The 13,396-nt window shown below is 65.6% G+C and carries 14 protein-coding genes; 10 read left to right on the top strand and 4 right to left on the bottom strand.

Annotation, left to right across the window (positions count from 1 at the left end; genetic code table 11):
• Positions 1-43: 43 nt before the first annotated feature.
• On the top strand, positions 44-1,462 hold the full coding sequence (locus U0034_RS10935; RefSeq protein WP_085228565.1) for a coniferyl aldehyde dehydrogenase: 1,419 nt from the start codon (positions 44-46) through the stop codon (positions 1,460-1,462).
• A 51-nt stretch (positions 1,463-1,513) separates the two neighbouring features.
• Here the strand turns inward: U0034_RS10935 and U0034_RS10930 are convergent, their stop codons facing one another.
• Positions 1,514-2,548, bottom strand: a complete 1,035-nt coding sequence (locus U0034_RS10930; RefSeq protein ID WP_085228564.1) for a serine/threonine protein kinase — start codon at positions 2,546-2,548, stop codon at positions 1,514-1,516.
• Between the two features lie 111 nt (positions 2,549-2,659).
• Positions 2,660-2,875 carry a hypothetical protein gene (locus U0034_RS10925; RefSeq protein ID WP_085228476.1) on the bottom strand — a complete coding sequence of 72 codons (216 nt, stop codon included), beginning with the start codon at positions 2,873-2,875 and terminating at the stop codon, positions 2,660-2,662.
• Between the two features lie 317 nt (positions 2,876-3,192).
• Between U0034_RS10925 and U0034_RS10920 the strand changes: the two genes are divergently transcribed.
• The gene (locus U0034_RS10920; protein WP_085228475.1) at positions 3,193-3,468 is read left to right on the top strand and encodes a hypothetical protein; all 276 of its coding nucleotides are present in this window, start codon (positions 3,193-3,195) and stop codon (positions 3,466-3,468) included.
• Positions 3,469-3,695: 227 nt separating this feature from the next.
• Entirely contained in the window at positions 3,696-3,881 is a 186-nt protein-coding gene (locus tag U0034_RS10915) for a hypothetical protein (RefSeq protein WP_085228563.1), read from the top strand.
• 63 nt (positions 3,882-3,944) lie between these two features.
• Here the strand turns inward: U0034_RS10915 and mgrA are convergent, their stop codons facing one another.
• A complete protein-coding gene (mgrA, locus tag U0034_RS10910) occupies positions 3,945-4,991 on the bottom strand; it encodes an L-glyceraldehyde 3-phosphate reductase (protein WP_085228474.1) in 1,047 nt (348 codons plus the stop codon).
• 140 nt (positions 4,992-5,131) lie between these two features.
• On the opposite strand from mgrA, the gene U0034_RS10905 reads away from it, so the two are divergent.
• Positions 5,132-5,344 carry a DUF3185 family protein gene (locus tag U0034_RS10905; protein ID WP_085228473.1) on the top strand — a complete coding sequence of 71 codons (213 nt, stop codon included), beginning with the start codon at positions 5,132-5,134 and terminating at the stop codon, positions 5,342-5,344.
• Between the two features lie 21 nt (positions 5,345-5,365).
• On the opposite strand, the gene U0034_RS10900 is transcribed toward U0034_RS10905, so the two are convergent.
• On the bottom strand, positions 5,366-6,127 hold the full coding sequence (locus U0034_RS10900; protein WP_085228562.1) for a phytanoyl-CoA dioxygenase family protein: 762 nt from the start codon (positions 6,125-6,127) through the stop codon (positions 5,366-5,368).
• 316 nt (positions 6,128-6,443) lie between these two features.
• Between U0034_RS10900 and U0034_RS10895 the strand changes: the two genes are divergently transcribed.
• The 6 genes from U0034_RS10895 to nosZ all read left to right on the top strand — a co-directional run bounded on the left by U0034_RS10895 (position 6,444) and on the right by nosZ (position 13,373).
• Positions 6,444-6,788, top strand: coding sequence for a hypothetical protein (locus U0034_RS10895; RefSeq protein ID WP_233212001.1), 345 nt, complete (start codon positions 6,444-6,446; stop codon positions 6,786-6,788).
• Positions 6,789-6,868: 80 nt separating this feature from the next.
• The gene (locus tag U0034_RS10890; RefSeq protein ID WP_085228471.1) at positions 6,869-7,090 is read left to right on the top strand and encodes a hypothetical protein; all 222 of its coding nucleotides are present in this window, start codon (positions 6,869-6,871) and stop codon (positions 7,088-7,090) included.
• Between the two features lie 683 nt (positions 7,091-7,773).
• A complete protein-coding gene (locus tag U0034_RS10885; protein ID WP_158243554.1) occupies positions 7,774-8,070 on the top strand; it encodes a high-potential iron-sulfur protein in 297 nt (98 codons plus the stop codon).
• A 20-nt stretch (positions 8,071-8,090) separates the two neighbouring features.
• Positions 8,091-9,149: an FAD:protein FMN transferase gene (locus U0034_RS10880; protein WP_085228469.1), complete on the top strand. Its 1,059-nt coding sequence runs from the start codon at positions 8,091-8,093 to the stop codon at positions 9,147-9,149.
• Positions 9,146-11,419, top strand: coding sequence for a NosR/NirI family protein (locus U0034_RS10875; RefSeq protein WP_085228468.1), 2,274 nt, complete (start codon positions 9,146-9,148; stop codon positions 11,417-11,419). Before U0034_RS10880 ends, U0034_RS10875 begins: the two co-directional genes overlap by 4 nt.
• A 13-nt stretch (positions 11,420-11,432) precedes the next feature.
• Positions 11,433-13,373, top strand: coding sequence for a TAT-dependent nitrous-oxide reductase (gene nosZ, locus U0034_RS10870; RefSeq protein WP_085228467.1), 1,941 nt, complete (start codon positions 11,433-11,435; stop codon positions 13,371-13,373).
• Positions 13,374-13,396: the final 23 nt, after the last annotated feature.

The following is a 13,396-nucleotide window of genomic DNA, read 5'->3' as shown; positions in this document are numbered from 1 at the left end:
CGTCCACTCGAGCCTTGTCCGGCAAGACCAGGGAGACGAAAACATGAAACATGACTTGCCCGATATCGCCACGCTGGAATCGCTGCTGCATGCGCAGCGCAGCGCCTATCTGCGTGCCCCCTTTCCAGCCTGGGAAGATCGCGCGGCGCATTTGCGCGCGCTGCGCGCAACGCTGCTCGATCACCGCGACGCACTCGCCGAAGCGCTCGACGCCGATTTCGGTCAGCGCGCAAAGGCCGAGTTGCTGCTCTCGGAGCTCTGGCTCGTGAAAAGCGAGATCGACTCGGCGTTGCGCGCGGGCCGGCGGTGGATGAAGCCGCAGCGCCGCGCCACGGGCATCTGGCTGCGGCCCGCTCGTGCGAAAGTACTGCCCCAGCCGCTCGGCGTGGTCGGCATCGTGGCGCCATGGAATTACCCGGTGCTCCTTTCGCTCGGCCCGCTCGTGTGCGCGCTCGCGGCGGGCAACCGCGCGATGATCAAGATGCCGGAGCTCACGCCACGCACGTCGGCGCTCGTCGCGCGGCTCATCGGCGGCATCTTCGCGCGCGATCACGTGTGCGTCGTGGACGGCGACGCCGCGGTCGGCGCTGCATTCAGCGCGCTGCCGTTCGATCATCTGCTCTTCACAGGCTCGACGCCCGTCGGGCGGCAAGTCATGCGCGCCGCAGCCGAAAACCTGACGCCGGTGACGCTCGAGCTCGGCGGCAAATCGCCGGCCATCGTCGGCGGCTCGGCTCGTTTTGCCGCGGCCGTCGACAGCATCGTCGCCGGCAAGACGCTCAACGCGGGCCAGACATGCATCGCCCCCGACTATGTGCTCGTGCCTCGCGGCAGCGAGCAGGCCTTCATTGCGCGCGCCCGGAGCCGCATGGCGGCGCTTTACCCCGACTTCGCGCGCAATCGCGACTACACGTCGATCATTTCGCCGCGTCACTATGGGCGGCTCGAGCGCCTTGCCGACGAAGCGCGCGCGGCCGGCGCGACGCTGCATCCACTCGTCGATGCGCCGCACGACGCATCGCGCCGCCTCTTCGTGCCGACGATCGTGACCGATGCGCCCGAGACGTCCGCGCTGATGCACGAGGAGATCTTCGGGCCGCTGCTGCCGCTCGTGCCATACGACACGCTCGACGACGCGATCCGCTACGTGAACGCGCGCGCGCGGCCTCTGGCGCTCTACCTTTTCGAAGAAGACCGCCACAGCGTCGAGCGTGTGCTGCGCGAAACGGTGTCGGGCGGGGTGGCGGTCAACGAAACGTTGCTGCACATCGCGTGCGAGGGGCTGCCGTTCGGCGGAGTGGGCGCGAGCGGCATCGGCGCGTATCACGGCTACGAGGGCTTCATGACGTTCTCGAAGATGAAGCCCGTGCTCACACAGGCCCGCCTGAACGGGCGCGCCCTGCTGCTGCCGCCTTACGGGCGGCGCTTTCACGCGCTGATCGGTCTCATGCTGAGGCTGTGACCATGCGCCCAGCGGCGCCGGCCTACCGCGCTGCGTGCGCTGCGCAACGTATTACACGGGCCAGAGCGGGCCTTCCTGCATGGCGCCGATCTGCTCTCGCAATTCGAGCACGCGTGCCTCCCAATAGCGCTGCGTGTTGAACCACGGAAAGGCGGCCGGAAACGCAGGATCGTCCCAACGCCGAGCCAGCCAGGCCGCGTAGTGAATGAGGCGCAGCGTGCGCAGCGCCTCGATCAGATGCAGCTCGCGCGGCTCGAACTCGCAGAAATCCTCGTAACCGGCGAGCAGATCGGCGAGCGCGCGCGATGCGTCCGCGCGATCGCCCGGCAGCAGCAGCCAGAGATCCTGCACCGCGGGGCCCATGCGGCTGTCGTCGAAATCGACGAAATGCGGGCCCGCGTCGGTCCACAGCACATTGCCCGCATGGCAATCGCCGTGCAGCCGCAGCGAAGCGATATCCCCTGCCGCCTGGAACGCGCGCTCGACACCTTCGAGCGCGAGCGCCGCCGCGGCTTCATAGGGGCCGCGCACGTCGGCCGGCACGAAATCGTGTTCCAGCAGGAAGTCGCGCGGCTCATAGCCGAACGTGACGATGTCGAGCGCCGGGCGCGCCGTATAGGACGCATTGCGGCCAACGGCGTGGATGCGGCCAATGAAGCGGCCCATCCATTCGAGCGTGTCGCGCCGGTCGAGGTCGGGGGCACGGCCGCCGCGCCGTTCGAAGACGGCGAAACGGAAGCCATCGAAGGTATGCAGCGAACGGGAATCGATGACGCGCGCCGGCACGGCGGGAATCTCGCGCGCGGCCAGCTCCGCAACGAACGCGTGCTCTTCGAGGATGGCTTCGTCGGACCAGCGTTCGGGGCGATAAAACTTCGCGATGACGGGCGGACCGTCTTCCACGCCGACCTGATAGACGCGGTTTTCGTAGCTGTTGAGCGGCAGGAGCCGCCCATCGGTGCGCACGCCGGTGGGCGCGAGTACGCTATCGAGCGCATCGAGCACGCATTCGGGCGTCAGGCGGGTGAACGGGTGTGCGGAGGTGTCGCCGCGCTCGTCGGAAGAATCGAAGGAAAGATCGCTCATGCCGGCATTGTGCCGCATCGGCGCCTGCGCCGGCAGTAAGGATCGAGACGAACGCGGCCCGCCGCTTGCTGCGGGTTCGGGCCTGGGAGCAGCAGACTTCGAGCGTGCTGCTCAGTGTGTGAGCGCGCCAGCCGGGCGTGCGACGAGTTCGCCTGTATCGATGAGATCCTCGAGGAAGAACGGTTCCGTGTTCAATTGCAGCGAGGCGCCCGGTTCGCCGGCGTACCAGGCGACCATGGCCATATCGCCGAGTATGCGCATGACGATGCCGCGCGCGCCAGCCGGCACGGCCATGTGCACGGACCTGACGATCGAACCGATTTGCATGATGTTTCCCCCGTTTTCGAGTGGATAAATTAAAAGCGCACGCGCCGCCGGAAGGTACGGGCTGACCGGGATGACGGGTACATCCCAGGTCCGCCCCAACCGGGTGGCGCATAAATCCATTGTTCCCTGAACTGCGCTGCCTGGAAAGGGGAATGTAACGGGCGATCTCCCGTCAATTCCTGGTTTCGTCTTTACAGGAACCTGTCGTGCGCGGCGCCCGGGAGCGAGCACTGACGGCGATCGACGCCTACGATGATACCTATGGGCAACCCGATGCGACGCACTCATGCCCGCGGCGCAGGCGAAGGAGGCAACCGATGAGCAGGCTCTCGAAACGGGCGGGCGCGCTCGCCGCCAGCATGGCCGCGCTGGCCGCGCTGGGCGGCTGCGAGCATGGTCCCGGCTATGTAAAACCCACCGCGACGACGGCCCATGCCGGCACCGCCGCGCCGCCCGAGTTCGGTACCGCTGGTGCGCCGGGGACAATCGAGCAGTTGGCGCCCGATGCCGCACCGTCCAGCAGCGGGCGGCCCTCCGAGCACGGGCGCCCCCCCGGCGGGAACCGCTTGGGTGAGCCCGACATGCGCGGCTGAACGGCGCATCGGGCGGCGCACGCGCCTTCGCGCGAGCGCCGCTCACGCGCGGACCGGCGCGAGCGTTGCGCGCAGCGCGGCCTCCGCCAGCCGCAGCCAGCCTCCGCGCTGCGGCGCAGCACCGATCCGGCCACACGGGCCGGCGCGCGGCGCCGCGCGTCTCCTATACTCGATCAACGTGCGGTGCATCGATGCCGCACGGCCACTACGAGAAGGAGGAGACGAGCATGCCGACCAACTTCACCGTCAGCGACTTCATCCTGATCATTCCGATGGCGCTGGCCGGCGCACTTTTCCTCGGCGCGCTGCCCACCTCGTCCGGCCTCGTTCACAACACGCTGCGCGTGCTGGGCGCACTGCTCGGCGTCGTGTTCGCGGTCGTGCTCGTCGAAGGGCTGCCCGCGCTGATGTAGCAGCGCGCACCGGCGCGCCGTTTCGGGCGCCGGCCCGCCGCGACACGATGGGTGCGCCGTGCGTCAGCGGATCGATTGATCCGTCGACGGCTTTTCCCACAGGTTGATGCCACTTTCGGTGGCATGCCGATCGATCTCGGCCAGCTCCTCCTCCGAGAACGCGAGATTCGCGAGCGCCGCGACATTCTCGCGCACCTGCTCGGCGCGGCTCGCGCCGATGAGCGCGGAGGTGACGCGCGCATCGCGCAGCACCCAGGCGAGTGCCATTTGCGCGAGGCTCTGGCCGCGCCGCTCGGCAATGGCATTCAGCTTGCGCACGCGCTCGAGGTTCTGCTCGCTCAGATGCCCGGCTTGCAGCGAGCCGCCGCCCGGGCGGTTCACGCGGGCGTCCGCCGGCACCCCGTTGAGATATTTCGATGTGAGCAGGCCCTGCGCGAGCGGCGTGAAGGCGATGCAACCGGTTCCAGTTTCGCCTAGCGCATCGAGCAGTTCCCGTTCGACCCAGCGGTTGAGCAGGTTGTAGGAGGGCTGATGAATGAGCAGCGGAACCTTGTATTCGGCAAGCAGGCTGGCCATTTCGCGCGTTTTGCCGGCCGAGTACGAGGAAATGCCGACATAGAGCGCTTTGCCCTGCTGCACCGCGCTCGCGAGCGCGCCGGCCGTTTCTTCGAGCGGCGTTTCCGCGTCGAAACGGTGCGAATAGAAGATGTCCACATAGTCGAGCCCCATGCGCCGCAGGCTTTGGTCGAGGCTCGCGAGCACGTATTTGCGCGAACCGCCGCCTTGCCCGTAGGGGCCGGGCCACATATCCCATCCGGCCTTCGTCGAAATCAGCAGCTCGTCGCGGTAAGGTCGAAAATCGTCCTTGAACAGACGCCCGAAGTTCGTTTCGGCTGTGCCGTAAGGAGGACCATAGTTGTTCGCCAGATCGAAGTGCGTGATGCCCAGATCGAACGCCGTGCGCAGAATGTCGCGCTGCGTCGAGAGCGGGGTCGCATCGCCGAAGTTATGCCACAGCCCGAGCGAAAGCGCGGGCAGCTTGAGCCCGGAACGTCCGCATGTGCGGTACTGCATTTGCGTGTATCGGTTCGAAGCGGCTTCGTAAGCCATGTGCGTCCTCATGAACTAAAGTCGACTACGTTGAACGCGAGCCGCCGCTCTCGGGAAGCGGAGGTATCACGCGAAAGGATGGACACCGGCGGCGCAATTTTCATACACTGCGCCGTTCAATGCCATCGACAGGAACCTCCATGATCAAGGCGATTTCCATTGCGTTAATTGCGGGCGGCGTCGTGCTGCTCTATTTCGGCGGCCAGTCGTTCCACTCGTTCACGAACGACATGTCGCGCATGTTCACGGGCGCCCCCACCGACAAGACGATCTGGCTCATCGCGGGCGGGGTCGTGGCCACGCTGGCGGGACTCATCGGGCTCATCTCGTCGAGCGCCGGCCGCCGCGGCTGAGGCCGGCCGGGCGCACCGCGCTCAGAGCGTCACCTCGGGCTTCGACGTCGAGCGCGTGCCCGGCAGCGGGACGTTGCTCGCGCCGTGATAGGTGAAGACGAGCGAAAACTTCACATCGTTCGACAGATTGCGGCCGGCCGAATGCAGCGTGTTGCAGTGGAAGAACACGACGTCGCCGGGCTCGAGCTCGGGTGAGACAGCCGTCTCGATGATGGCGCGGTTCTCCGGCAGGTCGCCGCGAAAGAACTTGGCGTCGTCGAAACGCTCCGACGTGAAGCTCATCCGATGCGAGCCCGGCACGAACCAGAGCGCGCCGTTGTCGACATACTCGCGGCCGAGCGCGAGCCATGTCGAAACGAGATCGTCGCGCTCGAACGACCAATAGCGCGCGTCGCGGTGCCAGCCCGTCAGGCTGCCGTAGGCCGGATGCTTCGTCATCATGCAGTTGTGATGCGCGCGCGAGAGGTGCGGCGTCTCGCCGAAATAGAGCTCCATCCAGCCGCGCACCTCCGGCGAAATCGCCCATGCGCGCATCGTTTCGTGCCGCGCGTAGGCGTCCAGGAGCCGCCGCACCGTATGCCCGCCCGGCGCCTGCTTCGAATCGGGCGCACCCGGATACCGCAAATCGGCCTCGTATTCGAGCGGCTGCGCCGCCTCACGCAATTGCTGCATCGCCGCAGACTTGATGGCGTCGCAGCGCTCGGTCGGCACGAGGCCGCGCACGACGACGAAGCCGCGCTCGCGCAGCGCCTCGATTTGTTCCTTCTTGGAATGCTCTGGCATGAAACGGTCCGTTCGGCGGGCGTTGATCGGAAACGTTTTATTGTAAAGCCGGCGCCAACTCCGTGCCTGCGCACCGCCAAGGTTCATCGGCTGCGCTAAGGTGGAGCCCGACTTACACGCGTCACAAGAACCGTGTAGGCTCGTATCCATGTCGATTTTTGCTCTCGTCGGCCCGCGGCGTCGCGCGGCCGAAGCTTCCGCACCCGAGCGCCCACGCCCTGGCCGCCTATCGCGCGATGGCACGGTTGGTGCATCGAACGCGGCATCTCCCATCATCCGCGGCTTTGCTCCGTCCCTTTCCGCCATGCACAGACGATTGACTTCCCGCGTCGGCCACGCCGTGCTGCGCGCCGCTCGTCCGGCCCGGCGCGGCTTGATACGCGCGCTGCGCCATCATGCGGCCCGCGCGATCGGGCTCGCCCGCGCCCGGGCCGAACACGAACTCCAGGGCGGCATCGTACGCACCTGGCTGCAAACGCTCGCCGCCGCATTGGGCGCGCGGCGCGGCACACGCCGCTTCTCGCTGCGCACGCTCATCGTCAAACCCGCGATGCGCCGCGTGCGTGCCGCGGCGAGCGCACGTTTCGCGCCGGCCGCGGCATCGAGGCGCCCGCGCCGCTCGGGCGCCAGTGCCGGGTGGTTCGCGTTCGCCGCACGCTGAGGCTCAAGCCTCCCCCGGCAGGGCAATCAATCGTACGCGGGCAGCGGCGCTACACTGGCCAACTCGGCATAATTGCTGGTATGAACGCTCCCGCCCCCGATCCGAAGCCAGCCCGCAAGGGCCCATCCAAACGCATGCTGAACGTGCTGACCGCGCTGGTCGGTATTGCCACGCTCGCGCTCGGCATCGGCTGGCTGGTCTATACGTGGATCGTCGATCTCGAAGTGCCCTACTTCGCCATTCCGCTCGTGTTGACCGTGCCCGTCATCGTGGCCGTGGCATTCCGGAATATCTGGGATTGACTGCGTGCCGGCCTGCGCCGAGGGGGAGGCCGCAGATGCCGGCGCCTCGATGTCGGTGCCTCGATGTCGCTGTCGATTTCGGAGCGGCCCGTCGGGGCCGAACAAAAATCCATGCTCACGATTCAATCGAACGAACGATGACGCAGATCAATAAACCCTGAAACATCGACACATGGCGGGCATAATTACCCGCCTTCGCATTTCGCCGTTATTGCCTCTCCGCATAAAATCCCGATAAAACCGGTTCAAGAGCGACAGAACTCCCGGCTCCCCCCCAAAAGGGCTGGATGCCGCGCATTCCCGCAGCTGTTCCGATGCGGCGTGATGTCGCGAAACGAAGCACCTGTGCCGCACTATGCTAAACACGCATATAGAATGCAGCAATCAGGCAAGCCATATCGCATGTCATTGCCCGGGCATCGACAGGGGTACGAATCGAGACCATTACATTCGCATCGACTTGATAAAAATCAAGCGCCACCCATTCGCGTGAATTTCACGCATACGGAATTGCATCGAATCTGAATATCGAAAGAAGCCGACACCTTCTTGCCGAAGGCGGCCGCTTTCGTATCGAACGATTCGTATCAATGCCTCTATGTCTCGACGAAGGCAGATGGCAGGCGTACGCCTGCGCGTTCGCCCGGACATCCGATTTTTCTAGCCAACCTTGGAGTGAAACCATGGACAGCCATGACAAGAAGTTCGACGCGAAGCGGCGCGTAATGCTCAAGCAAACGCTCGTGGCAGGCGCCACGACCATCGCGGTCGGCTCGCTGCTACGCCCGACGCAAGCGCGCGCAGCGAAAGCGGGCAAGGCCGGCATGCTCTATCAGGACAAGCCGCACGGCGCGCAATTTTGCCTGAATTGCATTCAATACGAACCGGGCCCGTCGGCCACCGCGAACGGCACCTGCAAGGTGGTCGAAGGCTCCATCGCGCCGAAAGCCTGGTGCGTCGCCTATACGCCTAAGGCTTGAGGCATCGCACGCGAGGGGGCATGGCAATGGACGATCTCTCGTCACCGGCGCGGCGGCGCCTCGTTCAGGCAGCGGCCGGCGCGGTACTCGCCGGGGGCGCCGTGGCGGCGGGCGGCTATCAGTTCTTCAAACTGAGCCGCGATCTGATTCGCGTGCGCCGCGAGCGCACGCTGATGCAGACATCGGTGTCCGTCAACGTCTTGACCGATGACACCGAGTCCGCCCATCGGGCCATCGAGGCAGCCTTCGCGGCGATGGCCGCCGCGGCCGCCACGCTGTCGCGCTTCGATCCCGCCAGCCCGGTCTTCGCGCTCAACCGCACCGGCCGTCTCGATAGTCCGCCGGCCATGGTGCGCGAAGTCGTCGCCCGTTCGCAAGCCATCGCAGCGCGCTCGGATGGCGACTTCGACATCACCGTCGCCCCCGTACTCGATTATTTCTACCAGCAGCCGCGCCCGCTCGCGCTGTCGCCGGCCCTGCGCACAAAGGTGGCCGCACGCGAGCAGCTCGTCGACTATCGCCAGGTACAGCTCGACGATGCGGGCATCCGCTTGTTGCGCCCGTCGATGGCAATCACGCTGGACGGCATCGCGAAGGGGTACGTCGTCGATCAAGGCATCGCCGCACTGCGCCGTGCCGGTATCGAATATGCACTCGTCGACGCCGGCGGGGAGGTGCACGCCATCTGCGGCGCCGATGCGCAGCGCAGCTGGAACGTCGGCATCGTCGATCCGCAGCATCCCGACAAAGTCGCGGCGGTCGTGCGCCTGCGCAACGGCGGCCTTTCGACGTCGGGCAATTACGAAGTGTTCTTCACGGCCGATCATCAGCTCTTTCACATCATCGACCCGCACACAGGCTACTCGCCCAATCGCTACTCGAGCGTCACGGTCATGGGCCCGTCGTCGATCGATACCGATGCGGCGAGCGTGGCCGCGTTCTCGATGACGCTGCCGCGGCTCGCCGCATTCGCGTCGAGTCTCGGCCAGCAGTGGCTCACGTTCTCGTGGGACGGCAAGACACGCTGGCGCTCGCGCGATCTGCCGCTCGTAACCGGTGAAGCGAGGGTCTTCTCATGATCGTTCCGCACCCGGAGCCGGCCGCGTCCACACGTGGCCGCAACGTTCTTCCCCGGCTTGCCGCGCAGCTCGCGCAGCTCGCGCGGCTCGCACTGCTCGCGTTGCTCGCGCTCGTCGGCGCCGTTGCCAATGCCGCCACCATCGACACCGTCTATCCGCAGGTGCGCGGCTATTTCCCCTCGGCCACGCGCTTCGGCGAACAAAGCGGTACGCCGCCCGCTTCGCCGGTCTTCCAGGGCGACACGGTGCTCGGCTACGTCTTCGAGACAAAGCTCGTCGCACCGGTGCCCGCCTACTCCGGCGAGCCGATCGACATTCTCGTGGCCATCGACCGCGAGGGCCGCATCGTCGGCACCGAAGTGCTCGAACAACACGAGCCGATCCTGCTCGTGGGCATACCGGTGCAAAAGCTGTACGACTTCGTCGCCCACTATATCGGGCACCGCGTGACCGACGATATCGTGGTCGGCGGCGGAGGCGGGCCCGGCAGCGTCTCCATCGACGCGATCAGCAGCGCGACGGTTACCGCGATGGCCGTCAATCAGACCATCATGGACGCGGCCCTCAAGGTCGCCGTCTCGCGCAAGCTCGTGGCCGGGGAGGCAGCCGGCCAGAGTCATCATTCGGCCGCGGTGCGGCGCGATCTCTATCGGCCCGCCGACTGGACCCAGTTGACGGGCAACGGAGCGATCCGGCGCCTGCAGTTGTCGGGCACGCAGGTCATCGAGGCATTCAAGAAACTGCCCGATGCGAAGCGCGCGAGCGACAGCGACAGTAGCGAGGCGGTCGAAGCGGGCGCGGCACCCGGCGGTTTCACCGATCTCTACTACGCCGATATCACGCCGCCCACCGTGGGCCGCAATCTGCTCGGAGACACCGCCTACGCCGATCTCGTGAAGCAGATGAAACCCGGTGACGAGGCCATCGCCGTCATGGCGAATGGCCGCTACTCGTTCAAAGGGCTCGGCTATGTGCGCGGCGGTATTTTCGATCGCCTGCATGTCGTGCAGAACAACAAGCTGATCCTCTTTCACGACACCGATTTCGCACCGCTCGTCGACGCGCAGCTGCCGGGGATGCCGGCCTTCAGCGAAATGGCGATCTTCTTCGTGCGCCAGAGCGCGGGCTTCGAACCGGGCCGGCCCTGGACGCTGCAATTACTCGTGCGGCGCCAGATCGGACCGCTCGAAAGCATCTACACCACATTCGACGCGGGCTATCAGATGCCGGCCGAATACCTCGACGGGCCGCCGCCCGCCGCCGCGCAACCTCGTACCGGCATCTTCGCCGAACCGGGGCGCGGCGCCCCGATGTGGGTGAAGATCTGGTACCGCCGCCGCTTCGAAATCGCCGCGCTCGTACTCGGTCTGTCGCTGCTCACGGCCATTCTCGTCTTCCAGGACTGGTTCGCGCGGCGTCCGAAACTGCTCGAACGGATACGCACCGGCTTCCTGGTCTACACCGTGGGCTTTCTGGGCTGGTACGCGCTCGCTCAGTTGTCGGTCGTCAACATTTTCGCGTTCATCGGCTCGGTGTTGCACGGCTTTCAGTGGTCCACGTTCCTCATGGACCCGCTGATCTTCATTCTGTGGGTGTTCGCCGCTGTGGCGATGCTGCTGATCGGGCGGGGCGTGTACTGCGGCTGGCTCTGCCCGTTCGGCGCACTGCAGGCCCTCGTCAACAAGCTCGCCCGGCATTTCAAGGTGAAGCAGTTCGAAGTGCCTATGCATATCCACGAACGTCTGTGGGCGATCAAATACATCGTGCTGCTCGTGCTCTTCGGCCTCTCGCTGCAGTCGATCAATCTCGCCGAGCGCTACGCCGAAATCGAGCCCTTCAAGACCGCCATCGATCTGCACTTCATGCGCTCGTGGGGCTTCGTCCTCTATGCCGGGATCCTCGTGGCCGCCTCCGCATTCACGAACAAGGTCTATTGCCGCTACGTATGCCCGCTCGGCGCAGGGCTCGCCATCGGCGCGCGCATGCGTCTTTTCGACTGGCTTCGCCGGCGCCGCGAATGCGGGCAGCCGTGCCAGCTTTGCGCGAACGAATGCGAAGTGCAGGCCATCGACAAGGCCGGGAAGATCAACCACAACGAGTGCCATCACTGCCTCGATTGCCAGGTGACTTATTGGAACGACCGCAGATGTCCGCCGCTCGTCGTGCAACGCAAGCGCAACGAGCGGCCGATCGAGGTGCCGGTGGTCGTCGAACGCAGTAAGGCAGCCTCGAAACCGACGCCGAACAGGCTCGATAACGCTCCCCAATAGGTGAGGACAGCAAATGAGTGACAAGAGAAGCAATCAGCCGCACGACAACGAGACCACCACGCCGGACGAAGGCAAGGCCGCAGCCGGCGCCAGTGCGCCGCGCAACGCCGCGCGCCGCAACTTCCTCGGCACAAGCGCACTTGCGGGCGTGGCCGGCATTGGCGGCCTGACGGGTGGCCTCGGGCTCGCCCGCAGCGCCCATGCGGCACCCGCCGCCGAAATGCCGAAAGACCATGTCGCACCGGGCCAGCTCGACGAATACTACGGCTTCTGGAGCGGCGGCCAATCGGGCGAAGTGCGCGTGCTCGGCCTGCCCTCGATGCGCGAGCTGTGCCGCATTCCCGTTTTCAACCCCGACTTCACGATCGGCTGGGGTGTCACGAACGAGAGCAAGCGCGTGCTCGGCAAGAACCCGCCCGCGGGCGGCGATCTCCACCACCCGCACATGACGATGACGGACGGCCACTACGATGGCCGCTACATCTTCGTGAACGACAAGGCCAATACGCGCGTCGCGCGCATTCGCTGCGACATCATGCGCACGGACAAGATCATCGAGATCCCGAACGTGCAGGCGGTGCACGGCTTGCGCGTCCAACGCGTGCCGCGCACGAACTACGTCTTTTGCAACGGCGAATTCCGCATCCCGCATCCGAACGACGGGCGCGATCTCGACGATCCGAAAAAATACGCCACGATGCATACGGCGATCAACGCCGACACGATGGAAGTGGCGTGGCAGGTGCTCGTCGACGGCAATCTCGACAACACCGACGCCGACTACGCGGGCAAGTTCTCGGCATCGACCTGCTACAACAGCGAAGGCGGCGCCACGCTGGGCGAGATGATGCGCGACGAGCGCGACTGGGTGGTCGTATTCAACATCGCGCGCATCGAAGAAGCGGTGAAGAAGGGCAAGTACAAGACCTATCCTGGCTCGAAGGTGCCGGTCGTGGACGGGCGCCACGGCTCGGACCTGACGCTCTACATTCCCGTCGCGAAGAACCCGCACGGCTGTAACGCCTCGCCCGACGGCAAGTACCTGATGGCAGCGGGCAAGCTTTCGCCGACGGTCACGGTCATCAGCTGGAAGCTCGTGGAAGACCACTTCGCCGGCAAGCTGAAAAACCCGCGCGATGTGGTGGTCGCCGAGCCGGAACTCGGCCTCGGTCCGCTGCATACGGCATTCGACGGCCGCGGCTACGCCTATACGACGCTCTTCATCGACAGCCAGATCGTCAAGTGGAACATCGACGAAGCGATTCGCTCGTACAAGGGCGAGAAGGTCAACTACATCCGCCAGAAGCTCGACGTGGCGTATCAACCGGGCCACAACCACTCGTCGATGGGCGAATCGCGCGACGCTGACGGCAAGTGGCTCATCTCGCTGAACAAGTTCTCGAAAGACCGCTTCCTGCCGACGGGCCCGCTGCATCCCGACAACGATCAGCTCATCGACATCTCCGGCGATCAGATGAAGCTCGTGGCCGACGGCCCCGTCTACTGCGAGCCGCACGACGCCTTGCTGATTCACCGTCGCGTGCTGATGGGCAAGATCAAGTCGACGTACCGCCGCGACGATCCGTTCTTCGCCGAAACGGTGGCGATGGCGCGCAAGGACGGCGTCGTGCTCGAGAAGGATTCGAAGGTCATCCGCAGCGGCAAGAACGTGCGCGTCTACATGACGAGCGCCGCACCGAAGTTCGGTCTCGAGGAATTCCGCGTGAAGAAGGGCGACCGCGTCACGGTCGTGATCACCAACGTCGATCAGGTGCAGGATCTGTCGCACGGCTTTTGCGTGTCGGGTCACGGCGTGAACATGGAGATCAGCCCGCAGCAGACCGCGTCGGTCAGCTTCGTCGCGGATAAGCCCGGCGTCTACTGGTACTACTGCACGTTCTTCTGCCATGCGCTGCACATGGAAATGCGCGGCCGCATGCTGGTGGAGGCGTAGGCCAATGGCGAACCGCGCGAGGG

This window comes from Trinickia caryophylli, from assembly GCF_034424545.1.
GTDB classification, from domain to species: Bacteria; Pseudomonadota; Gammaproteobacteria; order Burkholderiales; family Burkholderiaceae; genus Trinickia; species Trinickia caryophylli.
The sequence above is the reverse complement of the archived record's forward strand: the minus strand, read 5'-3'. Positions and strand labels throughout refer to the sequence as shown.

What these genes read in the sequence shown, in the direction of transcription:
- U0034_RS10935 (WP_085228565.1), top strand. Translation starts at nt 44, where the DNA reads ATGAAACATGACTTGCCCGATATCGCCACGCTGGAATCGCTGCTGCAT.
- U0034_RS10930 (WP_085228564.1), bottom strand. Translation starts at nt 2,548, where the DNA reads ATGAGCGATCTTTCCTTCGATTCTTCCGACGAGCGCGGCGACACCTCC.
- U0034_RS10925 (WP_085228476.1), bottom strand. Translation starts at nt 2,875, where the DNA reads ATGCAAATCGGTTCGATCGTCAGGTCCGTGCACATGGCCGTGCCGGCT.
- U0034_RS10920 (WP_085228475.1), top strand. Translation starts at nt 3,193, where the DNA reads ATGAGCAGGCTCTCGAAACGGGCGGGCGCGCTCGCCGCCAGCATGGCC.
- U0034_RS10915 (WP_085228563.1), top strand. Translation starts at nt 3,696, where the DNA reads ATGCCGACCAACTTCACCGTCAGCGACTTCATCCTGATCATTCCGATG.
- mgrA (WP_085228474.1), bottom strand. Translation starts at nt 4,991, where the DNA reads ATGGCTTACGAAGCCGCTTCGAACCGATACACGCAAATGCAGTACCGC.
- U0034_RS10905 (WP_085228473.1), top strand. Translation starts at nt 5,132, where the DNA reads ATGATCAAGGCGATTTCCATTGCGTTAATTGCGGGCGGCGTCGTGCTG.
- U0034_RS10900 (WP_085228562.1), bottom strand. Translation starts at nt 6,127, where the DNA reads ATGCCAGAGCATTCCAAGAAGGAACAAATCGAGGCGCTGCGCGAGCGC.
- U0034_RS10890 (WP_085228471.1), top strand. Translation starts at nt 6,869, where the DNA reads ATGAACGCTCCCGCCCCCGATCCGAAGCCAGCCCGCAAGGGCCCATCC.
- U0034_RS10885 (WP_158243554.1), top strand. Translation starts at nt 7,774, where the DNA reads ATGGACAGCCATGACAAGAAGTTCGACGCGAAGCGGCGCGTAATGCTC.
- U0034_RS10880 (WP_085228469.1), top strand. Translation starts at nt 8,091, where the DNA reads ATGGCAATGGACGATCTCTCGTCACCGGCGCGGCGGCGCCTCGTTCAG.
- U0034_RS10875 (WP_085228468.1), top strand. Translation starts at nt 9,146, where the DNA reads ATGATCGTTCCGCACCCGGAGCCGGCCGCGTCCACACGTGGCCGCAAC.
- nosZ (WP_085228467.1), top strand. Translation starts at nt 11,433, where the DNA reads ATGAGTGACAAGAGAAGCAATCAGCCGCACGACAACGAGACCACCACG.